The organism is Enhygromyxa salina (assembly GCF_002994615.1).
Classification (GTDB): domain Bacteria; phylum Myxococcota_A; class Polyangia; order Nannocystales; family Nannocystaceae; genus Plesiocystis; species Plesiocystis salina_A.
Window position 1 is genome coordinate 1 of record NZ_PVNK01000094.1, and the last position, 17,898, is coordinate 17,898.

Consider the following 17,898-nt stretch of genomic DNA (forward strand, 5'->3'; position numbering starts at 1 on the left):
CCGGGGTGCAATGCATCGTGTCGCCTCGCGCCGGAATTTTCGCCGAGGGCGCGAAGCCAAAACGCCGCTGTACCGGGCGTACTGCAAGTTTTGGCGACAAAGCCCTCGGCGAAAAGGCCAAGCGAGGTGGCGCGAGGCATTGCACCCCGGGCTGCTAGATGTAGCTCGCCACGACCCGCTCCGCGATCCACTCGGCGATCGCCGAGATCGTCATCACCGGGTGGCTCCCGATCGAGGTCGGCACCACCGAGCCATCGGCGACATACAGCCCTTCATGCCCATGGACCTGCCCGTCGATCCCCACGACCCCCGCATCCGCTGAGCTCGATAGCGCGCAGCCCCCGAGGTTGTGGACCGTCAGGATCCGCCGAAAGAGATCCCAGGTCGCCAAATTACCGAAGGTCCCGCCGTAGCGCTTGGCGAGCTTGGCCATCTCTTGCTGCTGCCGCTCGATCAACCCCCGGTTGTCGCGCTCGTAGTCCCACAGCACGTCGAGCTCGCCGCGGCGCAGGACGATGCGGCCGTCGGCGTTGTCCTGGCCGATCGCAAACACGGTCGTCATCCGCTCGGCCGGCCCCGCGCCCTTGGCCGGCCGCCGCAGCGGCTTGCTGAGCAGGCCCGTCTTCAAGGCCCACGGCAGGAGCTTGGGCAGCCGGTGGTACAGGGGGCCCGAGAGCATCCGCATCAGCGCATTCGGAGGCGGCTGGCCGAGGGAGGCGAGGACCTCCATGACCGGCTGGTTGAAGGTCGGCGTGGCCATGGCGAAGCCGGGCGCGCGATCGAAGCACCACATCACCGAGGTCACGTCGGGCCCGACCCAGGGCTCGAGGTCGCTGGCCGCGTTTTGGATGTTGCCGAGGAAGTCGCCGTTGGCCGAGTAGCCGCGGCCGAGGCGGGGCGAGAGCTTGGGCAGGGTCTTGGCCACGTCGCGGCTGCGCAGGAGCAGCTCGTTGGTGCCGAGGGTCCCGGCCGCGACGATCACCCGCCTGCCCGTGACCACGCCGGCCTCGCCGGAGCTCGTGTCTTCGTAGTGCACGTCCCACCCGCCGCCCGCGCCCCGGGTCGGGGCGACGTGGCTGACGTTGCGCCCGGTAGCGAGCTGCGCGCCGCGGGCCTGGGCCTTGGCGAGGTAGGTGAAGTCGAGGGTGTTCTTGGATCCGTAGGTGCACCCGAATTCGCACTCGGCGCATAGCTGGCACGGTTGGCGGCCCTCGCCGGCCCCGTGGATCTGCTTCCAGCTCACGGCCTGGGGCGTGTCGAAGCTCGGGCGGCCCATCGCCTCGGCCGCGACGTGGAAGGCGTCGCGCTTGGGCAGGCGCAGCTTTTCGGGCACGGTCTTCACGCCGAGCTCGTCGCTGACCTTGCTGTAGTAGGTGTCGAGGGTGTCGAGGTTGAAGGCGTCGGGCCAGCGCGGATCCTCGAAGATCCGGGCCTGCGGTCGGTAGTGGATGCTGGCGTAGATCAGCGAGCCGCCGCCGACGCCCGCGGCGGTGACCGAGGCGACCCCCGACATGAAGCGCAGCTCGTACAGCCCCTGCGAGCGGCGCTTGTCGGGGTAGCGCCACAACAGCTTGTCGACGTCCCTGACGTCGCGGGGGAAGTCCTTGGGCGCGTAGCGACGGCCGCGCTCGAGCACGAGGACCGAGCGCCCGGCCTCGGCGAGGCGCAGGGCGTTGATCGAGCCGCCGAAGCCCGAGCCGATGATGACCGCGTCGTAGGTGGAGTCGGCCATTAGAGGTTGCGCTCGAGGTGGTCGAGGATGTGGGGGTAGACCTCGGTCGCGGCCCGCTCACCAAAGATGCAGTCGATGTGGCCGAAGTTGGGGATCTCCACGTACGAGTAGAGCTCGGGGTCGTTGTGCTCGCGCAGCCACGCGTAGGTCTTTTTGGTCCCGGCCGGCAAAAAGCACGCGTTCTCGGCCCCGTGGATGATGCGCAGCGGGATAGCGAGGCGCTCGGGGTGGGGCAGGTAGACGTCGCTGCCCGCGGCGTCGACGAGCTGCTTGGCCCGGACCATGCGCGCGAGGTGATCGAAGGCCGCGACGCTCGCAACCCCGAACAGCTCGTGGAGGGTCTCGTGGGTCGCGACGGCGAGCTGATCGTGCTCGTAGAGCAGCGAGTACATGAACGAGATCCGGTGGCAGCTCGCGCTGGCGCAGCGCTCGTCGTCGTCGACCGGGTACAGGTCCAGGGCCCGGTCGTAGAGCTTCTCGTACCAGCGGGCGTCGCGGTCGGTGGCGGCGGTCAGCGTGTCGACGCCGAGGGCCGCGAGCGCGGTCGGGAGGTGGAGGCCGGACTTGAGCTTGACCAGCGGCGCGCTCTCGACGTGGGCGGCGGTCTGCGAGGCCACGGCCGCGCGCACGCCCGTCAGCGCGCCGGACAGCATCGACATGAAGAACGCCGTCGACCCGAAGCAGTGCACGACCATCTGCACGCTCGTTGCCCCGGTCAGGCGCCGGACCTCGGCGACCGCCTCGGGGTAGTCGATCGCGGCCACGGTGTCGGCGCTCGCCGGGTCCGCGGACGCGGCCAGCTCGATGCTCGCGCGGTAGTCGAGCAGCCACAGGTCGTAGCCGTGGGCGAAGAGGTACTCGACGAGGTTGGTGTCGATCGTGTCGACGGTGAAGATCCGGCTCGAGACGCCGAGCCCGTGGCACAGGATCACCGGGCCCTTGTCGCCGCCGCGGTAGCGCGTGAGGCACAGCTGCACGCCGTCGCTGGTGAACATGTAGTGGAGCTCGGGCGCGTCCGTGCGCAGCGGTCGACGCTTGCGCGGCGGGGCCTCGGGGTTGAAGACTGAGGGCCCGGCGAAGACATCGGCGTAGGTGTCGAACAGCGAGCCCGCGAAGAAGCGGCCGAAGCGGGTCACGGCCTCGAGCCGCTCGACCCGGGACTGGGTCCCGGTCGCCTCCATGGTGCTCAGCTGCCGGGCGAAGTCGGCCAGCGCGATGTGCAGGAGCCCCCGGGCCACGAGCGCGCCGTCTTGGTCGTGGACATCGACGAAGAGCGTGGTCGTGTCGCGCCACAGATCGAGGCCGCGATCGTCGTGGACGTACTTGACCCCGCGAAAGGACCAGCAGCGGCCGTCGTCGGCCGTCAGCGTCATCGCGTAGATCATGTTGGTCGTGTCGAGCTGCTCGGGGTCGGCGGACAGGAGCGAGAAGCGGCCGCCCGAGACCTGCAGCGGCTCGGGCGCGAGCGCGGGCGCGTCGACGGTCCCGTCGAGGGTCATCGGCTTGGCTGGATCGTCGAGGGTCGCGTCGAGGTCGTCGGTGCTCAGGGTCAGCACGAAGCTCAGGCTCGTGCCCGCGTCCTCGCCGGCCGCGTAGGCGCGCTCGTGGGGCTGCTCGGGGTCGACGAGCGAGACGAAGCCGGCCATGCGCTCGGTGAAGCGGACGCCGACGCCGGGGGGCTCGGGCGGCTCGCGCGGGGGCACGGGTCGGTGATCGAGATCGTAGTTGATCGTCCACCCGTGATCGGCGGCGAGCAGCGCGACGCTGCGCTCGGCGACGGCCGAGATCGTCAGCAGCGGGTTGACCCCGATCGGCATCGGGATCACCGAGCCGTCGGCGACGTAGAGGCCCTCGTGGACGGCGGCGCCCGCGGTCCCCCGAAACACCTGGCCCTTGTGGTTGGTCACGCCGACGCTGGCGTCCTCGGCCATCGCGCAGCCGCCGAGGGGGTGGACGGTGACGAGGCAGGACTCGAAGTGGTTGCTCCACGTTGGGTTGGGCACGAAGGTCCCGCCGAGCGCGGCGGTGGCCGCGAGGATGCGGGCGTTGAGGGCCTCGATGACCGGCTCGCGCTCGGCCCGGGGCCAGTCGATGCGCAGGCGCCCGCGCTCGTCGAGGTGGAGCTTGCCCGCGCCGCTGTCGAGGGCCATGCCGAGGTAGGTCTGGGTGTTGGCCACGGCCCCGTGGCGGGCGCCGCCGGGCAGTCGGCTGCGGAGCGCGCGGTGGCGCTCGGACAGGTAGTCGATCGCGCCGCCGTCGGTGTCTTCGCCCCACGCCTCGGACGCGCCGTCGAGGGCCCGGGCATAGATCGCGTCGATCGCCCCGGGCAGCGCGGCGTCCTCGATCACGAAGTGCTCGGCCAGGGGTCGCGCGGCGGTGCGGCCATCGATCGCGCAGGTGATCGTCGGCCCGACCGGGGCCCGGGGATCGGGCCCGCGCGCCCCGGCTCCGACGCCGTTGATCCGGTGATCGGTGTTGTAGCCGAAGCCGAGCACGTCGGCGTTGCCGCTGAAGCCCTCGCCGAGGCAGGCGGAGGTGCTCAGGCCGTGGGCCCGCGAGCGCAGCAGGATCTGCGTCGAGCCGAGGGTGCCCGCGGCCAGGATCACGATCTCGGCGAGCACGACCCGCTCGGCGTCGGCCTCGAACGCGCAGCCCTTGGCGACGGGCGTGTAGTGGACCGCCCACAGCCCGTCGTCGCGGGCCTCGACCCGCTCGACCTCGATCTCCGTGAAGATCTCGGCGCCGTGGTTCCAGGCGTCGGGCAGGTAGGTCATGGCGACCGTGTTCTTTGCCCCGTAGTTGCAGCCGCTGACACAGTCGCCGCACAGGGTGCACTTTGACTGCTCGACGCCAAAGGCATTGACCCGATCCTCGAAGCTCACGTTGATCGGGACCCGCTCAAAGCGCTCGCCCATCGCCTCGGCCGAGCGGCGGTGGGCTTCGAGCTTCGGCAGCTTCGGCCAGTCGCCCGGGTAGGGCTTGGGATCGAGGACCTCGCGGGCGCGGCGGTAGCCGTCGCGCAGGGGCCCGTCGAGGTCGGTAACCAGCGCTCGCGGCCAGCGGGGATCTTCGAACACCTTGGGATCGGCCTCGAGCGCGACGTTGGCGTTGATCAGCGAGGTGCCCCCGAGCCCGCAGCCGCGCAGGACGTTGAACTCTTTTTCGATGTGCCAGTCGAGCAGGGCGAGGCGCGAGCCGATCCGGCCCTTGGCGAGGCCGGGGATCTCTGCCTGCGAGCTCCGGCTGGCCTCGAGCTCGTTGTCGGGGAACTCGCCCGGTTGGAACTCTCGGCCACGCTCGAGCACGCAGACCTCGCGGCCGGCTCGCGCGAGCCGGGACGCCGCGATCCCGCCACCGTAGCCGCTGCCGACCACGACGATCGGGTATTTTGGCTTCAGCGCGCTGAGCTTCGACGCGAGTCGGGGCATGATCGTGGCCAGGGTATCAGCATTCTGATCTGCGCGAGTGTCCCGTCGGGCGGGCGCGACGGGCGCGGGCGGCGTCGCGTTGGGCTCGCGGCGCCGATCACCGCAAACATGGCATCCGCATGCTCAGGGGCACCAATGGCGCCGTCACGGCGAGCATGTCTACTTAAGCACGAGGGCCCGACACCTGGTCGGTGAAAAGAGAGCAAAGCAATGGTAAATAGTGTCTTCACGGTCAAAGCAAAGGCAAATAGCATCACCGGCGGCAAGGGACTCAACACCGGAATCACCGTTGGGCCCGGCCAGCTCCTGGTCGTCAGCGCCGATCCCAACGACCAATGGAGCGCGGGCTCGGGGCCGCGAAGGTCAAACGCCAACGGGCTCGGAAACCCGCTCGGGCAAAATTTTGGGCTCCACACCCACGCCGGAGGTCAGTCCTTCCTGTTTGGCGCGCTCGTCGGCAGTCTCGACGGTGGCGAGACCTTCTTCGGCGTCGGCACCTACCTCGTGATGACCGTGCTGACCAAGGGCGAGCTCAGCCTTTATTACTGGGACTCCAACAACCACGACAATTCGGATCAGATCCGGGTCGTCGTCAACATGTACGGCGGCCCGACCAACGTCCAGTAGTCGCTGCGACCCGGCTCAGGCCTTGACCCGGGTCATCGTTGGGTCGTAGAGCGGCGCCAACGAGGCCCGGGCCGGGTAGCGGCGGTCGGCGATCTCGACCTCCCAGGTGCCCGCGTCGAGGAAGGCCTGGTCGATCGGGACCTCGGCCTCGATCATCGCCAGACCGACGGCGCCGCCGAGGGTGTGGCCGTAGGACGCCGCGCGGATGTAGCCGAGGACCACGCCGTCGCGCAGGACCAGCTCGGCGTGGAACATCATCGGCTCGGGATCTTCGACGAGGATCTGGACGAGCTGCTTGCGCAGCGGGCCCTGCTGCTTTTGAGCGAGCACGGCGTCGCGGCCGATGAACCCGCCCTTTTTCTTCAGCCGGACCGCGAACCCGAGCCCGGCCTCGAGGACCGTGTCGGTGTTGTCGATGTCGTGGCCGTAGTCGCGGTAGGCCTTCTCCATCCGCAAGCTCGCGAGGGCCTTGAGCCCGGCGTGGCGCAGGCCCAGGGGCTCGCCAGCCGCGACCACGCGGTCGTAGACGTGGGTCGCCTGCTCGGTCGGGATGTAGAGCTCGTAGCCGAGCTCGCCGAGGTAGGTGATGCGCACGCAGATGACCCGAGCGTAGCCGATGTCGATCTCGGCCACGCTGCGGAAGGGGAACCCGGCGTTGGACATGTCGCGCGAGGTCACCGCTGAGAGCAGCTCGCGCGAGCGCGGGCCCTGGACGTTGAGCTGGGCGTAGCCCGAGGTCACGTCGGTCACGAACACGTGGGCGTCGGCGGCGATGTGACGGCGCATCCAGGTCTCGACGTGGCGGTGGGCGGTGTCCGAGGCCACGACCATGAAGCGCTCGTCGTCGAACTTGATCACGGTCAGGTCGGCCTCGAGCTTGCCGTCTTCGTTGAGCCACTGGGTGTAGGTGATGCGCCCGGGCTTGGCGGCGACTCGGTTGGCGCTGAGGGTCTCGAGCAGGCGCGCGGCGTCGCGGCCCTGGACCAAGAACTTGGCCATGAACGACATGTCCATGATGACCACGCCCTCACGCGCGGCGCGGTGCTCGGCCGCCCAGTGGGGGAACCAGGCTTGGCGGCCCCACGACAGCGGGCCGGGGTCGGGCGGGACGAGCTGGCCGTCGGGCTGACGGTCGACTTGGGGCGCGTACCAGTCGGCGCCCTCCCAGCCCGAGACGTCGCGGAAGTAGGCGCCGCGCGCGGCCAGGCGATCGTGAAAGGCCGAGGTCTTGGCCCCGCGCGCGGTCAGCAGCGAGCGGGTCGGGTAGTGGCAGCGATAGACCATGCCCAGCGACTCGACGGTCCGCGTGGCCCGGTACTCGGGGTTGCTCTGGTAGCGGTGGAGGCGGTCGATGTTCATGTAGGTGACGTCGACGTCGGGCCGCCCGGTCAGGATCCAGTGGGCGAGCACGCGGCCGAGGCCGCCGCCGGTCAGGATCCCGATCGAGTTGAGGCCCGCGGCGACGAAGTAGTTCTTGAGCTCCGGGGCCTCGCCGACGACCGGCGCGAGGTCCGGGGTGAAGCTCTCGGGCCCGCAAAAGAACAGCTTGACCCCGGTGTCGACGGACACGGGCACCCGGCTCATGGCCTGCTCGAGGTAGGGGCCCATGCGATCCCAGTCGGGCGGCAGGGTCCCGAACGAGAAGTCTTCGGGCACGCCCTCGACCTTCCACGGCGCGCAGACCGGCTCGAACAGGCCGATCATCAGGCCGCCGCCCTCCTCGCGGAAGTAGCCGTAGGACCCGGGATCTTCGAGCACGGGCCACTGCGAGGACAGCCCGGGGATCGTGTCGGTGATCAGATAGTAGTGCTCGGCCGACTGCAGCGGCGCGTTGACCCCGGCGCGCGCGGCCAGCTGCCGGGCCCACATGCCCGCGCAGTTGACGACGACCTCGGCCTCGATGTGACCGTAGGCCGTGTCGACGCCGGTCACGGCGCCGCGGCGCGTCGTCACGCCGGTCACGGGCACGCCCTCGATGACCCGCGCGCCCTGCATCCGCGCGCCCTTGGCCAGGGCCATGGTCACGTCGACTGGGTTCACGCGCCCGTCCTCTTTGACGTAGAAGCCGGCGAGGATGTCGTCGGTCCGGGCGAGGGGGAACAGCTCCTTGACCTCGCGCGCAGAGATTTCGTGGACGTCGACGCCGCAGTGACGGTTGAAGGCCGACACGCGCCGATACTCCTCGAGCCGATCGCGATCGGCGGCGACCTCGATGAAGCCGATCGGCGCGAAGCCCGTACTCTGACCGGTCTCGGCCTCGAGCCGCGAATAAAGATCGCGGGTGTACAGGCGCATCTCGGTCGAGGTCTCGGACGTGGATCCAAAGCAGACCATGAGCCCGGCCGCGTGCCAGGTCGTGCCCGAGGTCAGGCGGTCGCGCTCGAGCACGACGACGTCTTTCTCGCCCATGTGCGCGAGGTGATAGGCGACGGAGCAGCCGATGATCCCGCCGCCGATCACGACGACGCGGGCGCGCTGGGGCAGGTCTGGCGGCGACATGAATCTCGCATGTAACACGCGGGCGGTGGGCCGTCACCGGCGGGCAGCACACAATTGTGGTGGTAGACTGCCCCCCGCCATGACCTTCGTCGTCACGTCCAATTGTGAGCGCTGCAGGTTCACCGACTGCGTCGAAGTCTGCCCCGTCGACTGCTTTCATGGCGATCAGACCATGCTCTACATCGATCCCGAGGAGTGCATCGATTGCGGCGCGTGCGTCCCCGAGTGCCCGGTCGAGGCGATCTACGACGAGTCCGAGCTGCCCGAGGAGCTGTTCCCGTGGCAATCGATCAACGCCAAGCGGGCCGCGTCGCTGCCGGTGATCATGGAGAAGGGCGAGCCCTACCCCGGGGCCGAGCAGCGCAAGAAAGAGCTGGGCTTCTCGACCTGAATCATCCGGAGCTGGCGCCCGGCGGTGGCGCCGCCGGTCAGGGGATCGAGATCGGGACCGCGATCGCGTTGTTGCTGTAGTCGCGCTCGTTGAGCATCGGCAGCGCGTGGTCCGGCCGCGGCCGGTTGAGGGTGATGTGGAGGGTGTAGTCGCCGCTCGGGGTGTCGGTGACGTCGACCCACTGACAGGGCAGCCCGGCCTCGTAGAAGTCGGTGAAGCCCCGGCTCACGCCCTGGTTGGCGCAGTCGAACTGCGGGAGCTCGAGCGGCCACGCCCAGCTGATCGTGTCGAGCAGGCAAAAGGCCTGCTTGTGCCCGGTCGCAACCAGCGCGTCGCCGTCGCGTAATTCGTAGCGCGCATATTCGTCAAAGTGATAGTGGCTGTGACAATCGCTATAGTGGAACAGCTCGGGCAAATTGGCCGGGATCCCGAGGGCGAGGTCGGCCGAGCCGACGTTGGGTGTCGCGGTCGTGAACAGCATGACGGTGCGCCAGCCGGTCGCGCCGACGCAGCCCTCGAGCAGCTCGCAGGTGTCGTCGCTGATGAAGATGTCGGTGAACATCGGCTCGATCGGCGTGGGATCGACGATCAGATCGGGCGCGTCGCAGCCGAGCGCGCCGGTCCCGGGGGCGTCGGGCGTCGCGGGCGGGTTGTCGAAGTCGAGGCCGGCCACGGGCGCCTCGCAGCGGTAGACCCCGACGTTGATCACGCCCTGGGAGCAGCACAGCAGCTCGCCGGGGCAGGGGTCGGCGAGCCCGGCGTCACAGCGGCCGCCCTCGCCGACCTCGCACACGCCGCCGTCGTCGTGGGCGTGAACCGAGACCGAGTCGATCGCGGCCTCGAGGATGCCCGCGCCCATGTCGGTCGCGCGCAGGCGCAGGCGCGAGCCCGCGGCCATCGGCAGGCCGCAGGCGACGTACTCGCGCGGGGTCCAGACGTTGGCGGGGGTCTCGGCGGTCGCGGCCTCGAGCAGCTCGAGCTCGTGGGCGTCGTAGCCCTCGGGCGCGGCGTCGTTGGGCACGAGCAGCTCCACGCTCAGGGCCGGGCCGGACATCGCCTCGGACTTGTAGAAGAAGCGCTGCAGGCGGACGCTGGCGGTGGTCGCCCCGTCGAGGTCGAACGCGGGCGAGGTCAGGGTCGTGGTCCCGCCCGAGACGTCGGCGTCGTCGGGCAGGCCGCGTGGGTTCTGGCCGGTGAAGTAGCAGCTGGCCCCGCCGGCGCACGCGCCGGGTTGCGAGCGCTGGGCGTCGTCGAGCGCGGCCCGAGGGTCGCCGCGGATCCACGCCCCGGTCAGCGCGTCGCCGCCGACCGTCCAGCCGAGATCGGCGTCGAAATTGTCCTCGAACACGAGCTCGCTGAGCCCGTCGCCGATCGTGGAGAAGGTCCAGGTCTCGCTCCTGGCCGAGCTGCGCGAGGGGTCGTCGAGCTCGAAGGCCTCGACCTCCCAGCTGTACTCGCGCTCGTGGGCGAACAGCAGCGGGCCCGTGCACGGGCCCTCGTAGCCTTGCTCCTCGTCGAGGATGCCGCCGCTGAGCATCGTGTCGTCGATGAACACGCGGTAGCGCAGCGCCTCGCCCTCGGGATCTTCGACGAGCTCCCAGCACAGCTCGGTCTCGAGCGGGAGGTCGGTGGCGCCCTTGGCCGGGCTCGCGAGGGTGGGCGCGGGTGGGAGCATGTCCTCGCCGGTCTCACCCTCGTCGGTGGACGCCTCGCTCGTGTCGGAGTCGGAGTCGGAGCCGGAGCCGGAGCCGGAGTCGGAGGACGCGAGCTCCGTGGTGGCCTCGCCCGTGTCGGCGGGGACAGAGTCCACGCAGGCGAGCGACCCGGCGAGGGTCGCGATTAAAGCGAGCGGCGACCGCATGGGCCAAGTCTAGCCGACGGCCGGGGCCCCGACGCGACGTGCGCTCCCGACGCATCCTCAGGCGGGCGGCTGCGTGACTGTCGCGGGGGTGGAATCGTATGAGTAGGGGCCAATCCTACACGTAAAAGAAGCCACTCGGCCGGCGCGAGGGAGATCTGTCGAGAGTGCAGGAATGGCCTTCAATCTGGTGTTTGTGCCCTGAATTCGGCACTGTGGCATCGTGCCACCGGGGACGAAATTCCCCAGTTGGGGGCGTGTCCCAAAACGCCACAATGAAATGCGTACAGTATTTCCAAAATACACATTTGGCGGCGAATGAACCTTGGCTAATGTTCGGAAGGACAGTAGCTTATGGGCATGCCCAGCAAGGTCTCCTTCGAAGGCAAGCGCGAGCTCCGTTGGCGCGAGATCAGTCACTGCGTGGTCTGCTACATGGAGGCAGAGATCGAGTTCGCCGATGAGCTCTGGGACCAGTGGATGGAGGCCATGGGGCGTCCCAGTATCACGGCGGTGATGATCTGCTCGTGGGGCCCGACGCAGCCCTCGCACCAGCAGTGGCGCCGCGCGACCCGGATGATGCGAGACAAGCAGCTCGCCGTCGCCGTGGTCACCGAGGCCCGCCACAACCTGGCGCTCGCCAAGGCCGCGTCCTGGCTGGGCACCAACGTCTCGTCTCACCGCTGGAGCCAACTCGGCGAGGCCTGCGAGTTCGTCGGCTTCGACCAGGAGCGAAGGCTCATGACCCAGGCCACGATCGTCGCCCTGCGAGACCGCTTCGGCGCGGTCACCGATGCCGTCGAGACGGGCCACGACACCACAGCCACTCAGGCGGTCACGGGTACAGCCGGGCCCTTGTTCTCGGCCTCGAGCGAGTTGGTGTTCGAGCACAACAAAGAGATCCAAGAGAAGCTCGCCGAGGTCCAGGCGCGCTTCCGTGAGCGCCTCGCGCCGTCGCCCGACTGATCTGCGTCGACCGCGGTGTTCGACTTTGATAGGCTCAGACCCCCATGAGGGTCTCGAGTTCGTACTGGATGGCGCGTCTGTGTGGTGCACTGCTGTGTCTCGGCGCGACCGCGTGCTCGGGTCCCGGCTCCGAGTCCGGGGAGTCCGGGGAGAGCGGCGAGTCCTCTGCCTCGACCGACGCCGACGAGAGCGGGGAGACCGGCGACGGCGACGGCGACGGAGACGGCGACGGAGAGGGCGGCAACACTGGCGGAGAGTGCGAGCTCTACGCGGCCAACGACTGCACCGACCCGATGCTCAAGTGCATGCCATGGTCGGAGAACCCCGACCGGATCCCCGACTCGACCAAGTGCTGTCCGCTGTCGGGCTCGCCCGTGTCGCTCGGGGACCGCTGCGTGACCCAGGACTACGACGGCAGCTGCCTCGACAATTGCCCCGCGGGCACGATGTGCGTGATCGACAAGCTCGACGATCTCGAGGGCTACTGCCAGGTGTTCTGCGACTCCGGCGATCCCGAGAGCTGCCCGACCGAGGAGATCTGCAAGCCCTTCTTCGAGATGATCGAGCAGGCCGAGACCGTCCCGTTGTGCATGGCCCGCTGTGATCCGCTGATCCAGGACTGCGAGAGCAAGGGCCGGCCCGGCTGGTCGTGTCTGCCCGAGGGGGCGCTGTCGCCCTCGTTCTTGTGCATGCCGCCCTCGTCCTCGCCCAAGCTCGAGTTCGAGAGCTGCCTGCTCCAAAATGACTGTGAGGTCGGCCTGGCGTGTGTGCCCGCGAGCGAGGTCCTCGGCTGCACGGGGCTGTTCAACTGCTGCACCCGCTACTGCGACCTCACCGAGCCCGACGCCTGCGACATGGGCAACGAGTGCATCGACCTCGAGTCGGACGTGCCCGGGCTCGAGCACGTCGGCGTGTGCGCCGATCCGGTCTGAGCGCTCGGCTCGACACGAACAACCCGAGCTGCTGCGCAGCGCGTCGCGTTGACTCGGTCGGCGAGGCTGTGCGCGTCGCTGGGCGCTCAGTCGCCGAAGCGGTCGACCGGCGTGTGGCAGTAGGGCGTCTTGGCGTGCTTGACGTAGTAGTTTTGGTGATAGTCCTCGGCGATCCAGAAGGTCGCTGATGGCTTGACTTGCGTGGCCACGTCGTAGCCCCGGGCCTCGAGCCGCTCGATCAACGCGTCGGTGACCTCGCGCTGCTCGGGCCCGGTCACGAACACCGCCGAGAGGTACTCGGGCCCGATGTCCGGGCCCTGGCCGTCGGTCTGGGTTGGGTCGTGGATCTCGAAGAAGCGCTTGGCCACGGCCTCGTAGGACACACGCTCGGGATCGAAGTACACGCGCACGGTCTCGAGGTGACCCGACTCCTGGCTCGAGACCTCGGCGTAGGAGGGGTCGTCGACGTGGCCGCCCATGTAGCCCGACTCGACCCGCAAGACCCCGTCGATCTGCTCGAGGAAGTGCTCGACGCCCCAAAAACAGCCCCCGGCGAAGTACGCGACGCCGCCGACGGCCTCGAGCCTGGCCGTGTCGATCGGTGGCTCGGGCTTGGACAGGTCGACCGCGACGCTGGTCTGCTTGGTCACGGGGTCGGCGGTCGCGACGCCCTCGTTCGCGGGGGACGAGCAGGCCGCGAGGGGCAGCAGGAGGAGCGGGAGCGCGAGCGGGAGGCGACGCATGATCCAGGTCTACGCCGTCGGTCCCGGCTTGGTTTCAGGGCCGGACGGCTCGAAGAGCATCTCGTGCAGGACCGCGACCGCGCGGCCGATGTCGGCGTCGTTGATCAGCATGGTGAAATTGATGCTGTCCATGCCGTAGCTGATCATCTCGACGTTGACGCCGGCTCCGGCGACGCCCTGGAGAATGCGGACGCCGAGGCCCGGGCGCTCGGGCAGGTGCCGGCCGACGACGACGAGGATCGCCCTGCCGTGGTGGAGCTCGACCTCGCCGTCGGCGCGGAGCTCTGCGGCCGCGGCCTCGAGTCCGGGCCGGTTGGCGCTGGTCAACGAGATGCTGACCTCGGAGGTCGAGATCATGTCGACGTCGACGCGGTGGCGGCCGAGGACCTCGAACACCCGGGCCAGGAACCCGACCTGGGCGAACATCCGGGTGGTCCGCAGGACCAGGACCGACTGCCCCTCCTTGTAGGCGATGCTGGTCGTGGCGCTGGGGTTGGGCGCCGCGATCGTCTCGATGACGGTGCCGCAGTGCTCGGGCCGGTTGGTGTTGAGCACGCGCACGGGGATGTCGCTGCTCATGGCCGGCAGCAGCGTCGAGGGGTGGAGCACCCGGCTGCCGAAGTAGGCCAGCTCGGCGGCCTCGTCGAAGCGCATGTGGGGGATGTTGCGGGCCCCGGTGACGACGCTCGGGTCCGCGGTCATGACCCCGTCGGTGTCGGTCCAGATCTGGACCTCTTCGGCCGCGAGCGCGCCGCCGAGCAAGCTCGCCGTCAGGTCGCTGCCGTTGCGCCCGACCGTCGTGATCTCGCCCGCGTCGTTCTTGCCGACGAAGCCGGTCACGATCGGGACCTCGTCGGCGGGCAGGCGCGCGAAGGCTTCGCGGCAGCCGAGCTCCCAGCCCTCGACCGGGCGCGCGCGACCGAACTTGGAGTTGGTCACGAAGCCGAGCTCCCAGACGTCGTGGGCCCGCGCGGGCAGGCCGTTGCGGGTCATGAAGTCGGCGATCGCCCGGACCGACATGCGCTCGCCGAAGCTCGACACGTAGTCGAGGCTGCGCGGGCTGAGCTCCTTGACGAGCGAGATGCCGCGGAGCAGGTCGCCGAGCTCGGCGAAGAAGGGATCGAGGAGATCGGGCGGGCACTCGAGCTCGGCGAGGAGCTCGCGTTGGCGCTCGATCGGGGCGATCTGCTCGCTGTCGAGCTCGCCGGAGGCCGCGGCCTTGGCCGCGTTGACGAGCGCGTCGGTGATGCCCTTGTGGGCCGAGCTGACGACGACCGGGGCGCGCTCGCGGGCGCTGCGGACAATGGCGAGGACCTTCTCGATCTGGCCGCGGTTGGCGACGGAGCTGCCGCCGAACTTCATGACGATCATGGACCGCGACCATAGCCAAGCGGCGTCGGGCTGTCAGCCCTGCTCGCCGCGCGCGGGCAGGCCGACTGGAGTCTGGCCGAGCCGAGCCCTGCTCGCGCGGAGCTTCGGCGTGCTCGGGCTCGCGTCGCGAAGCTCAGCGCAGGTCCGTGAAGCCCATGGCCGCGAGGGGGTCGGCGAGGTCGCCGGGTAGCGGGGCGCGCAAGCTGATCTCGTGTCCGAGCAGGGGGTGGGGGAGGCTCAGCTCGGCCGCGTGGAGGGCGAGGCGGTGAAGGCCAAAGCGAGCCCGAAACAGACGATTGTGCGCGCCCTTGCCGTAGCGCACGTCGCCGATGATCGGGTGCGAGGCGTGCTTGAGGTGGCGGCGGATCTGGTGGGTCCGGCCCGTCAAGGGGATCGCGTCGACGAGCGAGTAGCGGCGCTCGCCCGGCGCGTCGTCCTGGGCGATCGTGACCGTCGCGAGGTGACGGAGCTCGGTCTGGGCCGGGCGCCGCTGCTTCGACGAGCTGTCGACGCGGCGCAGGGAGTAGTCGATCCGCAGCTGCGCGGGCGGCTGGCCTCGGACCAGGGCGAGGTAGCGCTTGTTGACCTCGCCGGCCTCGAACGCGGCGCTGACCTGCCTGGCCGAGTCGGCGTCGAGCGCGAACAGCAAGACCCCCGAGGTCCCGCGATCGAGGCGGTGCAGCGGCCACACGCGGCGCCCGAGCTGGGCGTGGAGGAGGTCGACGGCGACGACGTCGTCCTGGGCCCAGCCGCGGTGGACGAGCATCCCGCTCGGCTTGTTGACGGCGACCAGGCACGCGTCCTGGTGAATCAGCTCGAGGGGTTCAGGCATCCGCGTCGGTGTCTTGGTCTTCGCCGGTGACGTGGAGCCCACACTCTTTTTTGGTCGCGGCCTCCCACCACCAGCGACCGGCCCGTTCGTGCTCGCCGGGCAGGACCGCGCGGGTGCAGGGCTCGCAGCCGATGCTGACCAGGCCGCGCTCGTGGAGTGCGTTGTAGGGGACCTCGAACGCGCGGATCGTGTCCCAGACCTCGTCGGAGCCCATGCTGACCATGGGGTTGAACTTGTACAGCGGGCCGCCGTCGCGGCCCGAGAAGCTGCCGTCGCGCTCGAGCACGGGCACGGCCCCGCGCGTGCGCGGGCTCTGATCGCGGCGCTGGCCGGTGATCCAGGCGCGCAGGGTCCCGAGCTGGCGGCGCAGGGGCGCGACCTTGCGGACGCCGCAGCACTCGTGGTGGCCGTCTTCGTAGAACGAGAACAGGCCCTTGGTGCGGACCAGGGCCTCGACGGCCGCGGCCTCGGGGAAGCAGTACTCGATGCGCAGCTCGTAGCGCCGCTCGACCTCGGCCATGAACCGGTAGGTCTCCGGGTGGAGGCGCCCAGTGTCGAGGCTGAACACTCGCGGCTTGCGATCGCCGAGCAGGTCACAGGCGAAGTCGATCAGCAGCACGTCCTCTGCGCCGCTGAAGCTGATCGCAATGTCGTCGAGCTCGAACAGCTCGAACGCGCGCGCGAGGATCCGTCGAGGCGAGAGCTCGCTGAGCTCGCGGGCGATGTGGTCGATGTCGAGCTCGCTTCCGGAGGTGTCAGGCATGTGGGGGGCATACTACGCAGGAACGCGGCTCGGATCTGCGGTGGGATGCACGCGCAGACCGGACCCGAGCAGCCCTTGTCGCCGAATTCTTCGGCCCGCGCGTGGCCCTCGCCACCTGACTCGGTCGAGTCACTGGACTCGGCCGTCGTGTTGTCCCCGGACTCGGCGCTCGAGTCGGCGCAGCCTGGGCTGAGCTGCGGGAGCGCGCAGCTCATGGACGGAGTGTTCGGTCTCCGAAGGACACCTGCTCAACCGTCGAGATCTTCGCGGCGGCGCAGACCGAGCAGACCGAGCATCGACAGGACCACCAGGCCGAAGCCTGTGCCCTGGCTCGAGACCGAGCAGCCGCCTCCTTGGCCCTCGTCCGCCGCCGCGCCGCCATCTTGGCCTGTCTCGGTGGCTGCGTCGGTCCCGGAGTCCGCGTTGCTGCTGTCGCTGCCGGAGTCGCTGTCGCCGCCGGGGTCGCCGTCGCCCGTGCCGGAGTCACCATCGGAGTCGCCTGTGTCGGAGTCACCGTCGGAGTCACCGTCGGAGTCACCGTCGGAGTCACCGTCGGAGTCACCGTCGGAGTCACCGCCGGAGCCACCATCCGAGTCGCCGCTCTCGCTCGTGCCGGACTCGCCGTCGTCGTCGCCGTCGCCGTCGCCGTCGCCGTCGCCGGTCCCGACCGTGGTGCCCCCGTCGCCGTCATCGCCGTCGCCCGTGTCCGAGGTGTCGGATTCGCCGTCACCCGTGTCCGTCGAGGTGCTCGTGCCCCAATCGTTGCCCGCGTCCGCGTCGCCGTCGCCGTCCCCGTCGCCGTCGCCCTGGAGTTGCTCGCACCAAGCGAGGTGGTCCTCACAGATCTCGAGCAGCTCGGCCTCGTTCAGGCCGGCGTACTCGTCACCTCCGGAGCCCTCGCTGTTGCCGTTGCCGCTGCACGAGCAGCTGATGAACGACTGGCCGTCATTGGTGATGGTGCACTCGCCGAAGTCGTTCGAGCACATGACTTCGGCGGCCTCGGCGGGGCTGGGCCGGCCGAGCAGCAGGCCGACTGTGAGGAGAAATAAGCCGGTAGCAGGGAACAGGCGATAGGAGGTCATGTACGAAGAAGTGCCACGAGGCTGGGGGATCGATCATTGGTCCTCCATTGGTCCTCCATTCGTCCTCGTCGTTTCGTCGGACCCGGGCGATCGACACGAGGCGCTCGGCGGGGTGTCAATGATCTGACGGGTCCACGAGCGCCTGGCATTTCGTGGACGAGCGCATCGCGGGGGACCTCCTGCGGGGGCCCGGGTGTTGGCGGTGCCTCTCAGTTGAGGATCTCGAGCGGGCGGTTCTCGTTGCTCCACTCGATCTCGAACACGACCTTGCCCTTGTCGCCCTTGCGCTGGGCCTTGACCTCGACCTCGAGCTGATCGGGCGGGCTCAGGACCAGGGTCTCGCCGTCTTGCTTGAACTCGAGCCGACCGGATCGGAGCCCGCCGACGATCGCCTCGAAGTAGGACACCGCCTCGTTGCGCGGCATCGAGGCCTCGTAGCTGATCTTGACCTTCTTGGGCTTGTCGGGCTTGTCCTCGTCGCCGCTGTCGTCGTCGTCGGGCTCGCTGTCGCCCGCGTCGTCGTCGCTGTCGCTCGCGTCCCCCCCAAGCTCATCCTCGGTCTGCGCTGCCGCGTCTTCGTTGGCCTCGGCGGGAGTGTCGACGGTCTCGGTCTCGGTCTGGTCTTGCTCGGTCATGGCTCGCTCGTGGAAGCGAGAGCATACGCGAGAACCGAA

General features: G+C 69.5%; 14 protein-coding genes. 4 read left to right on the forward strand and 10 right to left on the reverse strand.

Annotated elements, in window-relative coordinates; translation table 11 throughout:
• Positions 1-154 precede the first annotated feature (154 nt).
• Positions 155-1,732, reverse strand: a complete 1,578-nt coding sequence (locus ENSA5_RS08590) for a GMC family oxidoreductase N-terminal domain-containing protein (RefSeq protein ID WP_106391149.1) — start codon at positions 1,730-1,732, stop codon at positions 155-157.
• Positions 1,732-5,160, reverse strand: coding sequence for a GMC family oxidoreductase N-terminal domain-containing protein (locus ENSA5_RS08595; protein ID WP_106391150.1), 3,429 nt, complete (start codon positions 5,158-5,160; stop codon positions 1,732-1,734). The genes ENSA5_RS08590 and ENSA5_RS08595 overlap by 1 nt, the downstream gene beginning before the upstream one ends.
• A gap of 210 nt (positions 5,161-5,370) precedes the next feature.
• Between ENSA5_RS08595 and ENSA5_RS08600 the strand changes: the two genes are divergently transcribed.
• The gene (locus tag ENSA5_RS08600) at positions 5,371-5,787 is read left to right on the forward strand and encodes a hypothetical protein (protein WP_106391151.1); all 417 of its coding nucleotides are present in this window, start codon (positions 5,371-5,373) and stop codon (positions 5,785-5,787) included.
• A gap of 15 nt (positions 5,788-5,802) precedes the next feature.
• Here ENSA5_RS08600 and ENSA5_RS08605 read toward each other — a convergent pair whose 3' ends face one another.
• On the reverse strand, positions 5,803-8,286 hold the full coding sequence (locus ENSA5_RS08605) for a GcvT family protein (RefSeq protein WP_106391152.1): 2,484 nt from the start codon (positions 8,284-8,286) through the stop codon (positions 5,803-5,805).
• Between the two features lie 79 nt (positions 8,287-8,365).
• Here ENSA5_RS08605 and ENSA5_RS08610 point away from each other — a divergent pair, with 79 nt between their 5' ends.
• On the forward strand, positions 8,366-8,677 hold the full coding sequence (locus tag ENSA5_RS08610) for a ferredoxin family protein (protein WP_106391153.1): 312 nt from the start codon (positions 8,366-8,368) through the stop codon (positions 8,675-8,677).
• Positions 8,678-8,714: 37 nt separating this feature from the next.
• On the opposite strand, the gene ENSA5_RS08615 is transcribed toward ENSA5_RS08610, so the two are convergent.
• Positions 8,715-10,538 carry a lysyl oxidase family protein gene (locus ENSA5_RS08615; protein ID WP_181197532.1) on the reverse strand — a complete coding sequence of 608 codons (1,824 nt, stop codon included), beginning with the start codon at positions 10,536-10,538 and terminating at the stop codon, positions 8,715-8,717.
• A 357-nt stretch (positions 10,539-10,895) separates the two neighbouring features.
• Here ENSA5_RS08615 and ENSA5_RS08625 point away from each other — a divergent pair, with 357 nt between their 5' ends.
• Together ENSA5_RS08625 and ENSA5_RS08635 are read left to right on the forward strand one after the other, a co-directional pair.
• Positions 10,896-11,501: a hypothetical protein gene (locus ENSA5_RS08625; protein WP_146155482.1), complete on the forward strand. Its 606-nt coding sequence runs from the start codon at positions 10,896-10,898 to the stop codon at positions 11,499-11,501.
• A gap of 44 nt (positions 11,502-11,545) precedes the next feature.
• Positions 11,546-12,433, forward strand: a complete 888-nt coding sequence (locus ENSA5_RS08635; protein ID WP_181197533.1) for a hypothetical protein — start codon at positions 11,546-11,548, stop codon at positions 12,431-12,433.
• Positions 12,434-12,519: 86 nt separating this feature from the next.
• On the opposite strand, the gene msrA is transcribed toward ENSA5_RS08635, so the two are convergent.
• The 6 genes from msrA to ENSA5_RS08665 form a co-directional block, all read right to left on the reverse strand.
• Positions 12,520-13,176 carry a peptide-methionine (S)-S-oxide reductase MsrA gene (msrA, locus tag ENSA5_RS08640; protein WP_106391159.1) on the reverse strand — a complete coding sequence of 219 codons (657 nt, stop codon included), beginning with the start codon at positions 13,174-13,176 and terminating at the stop codon, positions 12,520-12,522.
• A gap of 9 nt (positions 13,177-13,185) precedes the next feature.
• Positions 13,186-14,547, reverse strand: coding sequence for an aspartate kinase (locus ENSA5_RS08645; protein WP_106391160.1), 1,362 nt, complete (start codon positions 14,545-14,547; stop codon positions 13,186-13,188).
• Positions 14,548-14,680: 133 nt separating this feature from the next.
• Positions 14,681-15,379, reverse strand: a complete 699-nt coding sequence (locus tag ENSA5_RS08650) for a pseudouridine synthase (RefSeq protein ID WP_106391161.1) — start codon at positions 15,377-15,379, stop codon at positions 14,681-14,683.
• Entirely contained in the window at positions 15,372-16,142 is a 771-nt protein-coding gene (locus ENSA5_RS08655; protein WP_106391162.1) for a phosphoadenylyl-sulfate reductase, read from the reverse strand. The genes ENSA5_RS08650 and ENSA5_RS08655 overlap by 8 nt, the downstream gene beginning before the upstream one ends.
• A gap of 248 nt (positions 16,143-16,390) precedes the next feature.
• The gene (locus tag ENSA5_RS37275) at positions 16,391-17,224 is read right to left on the reverse strand and encodes a hypothetical protein (RefSeq protein WP_181197534.1); all 834 of its coding nucleotides are present in this window, start codon (positions 17,222-17,224) and stop codon (positions 16,391-16,393) included.
• 209 nt (positions 17,225-17,433) lie between these two features.
• Complete coding sequence (locus tag ENSA5_RS08665; RefSeq protein WP_106391164.1) at positions 17,434-17,859, reverse strand: amphi-Trp domain-containing protein; 426 nt, start codon at positions 17,857-17,859, stop codon at positions 17,434-17,436.
• Positions 17,860-17,898: the final 39 nt, after the last annotated feature.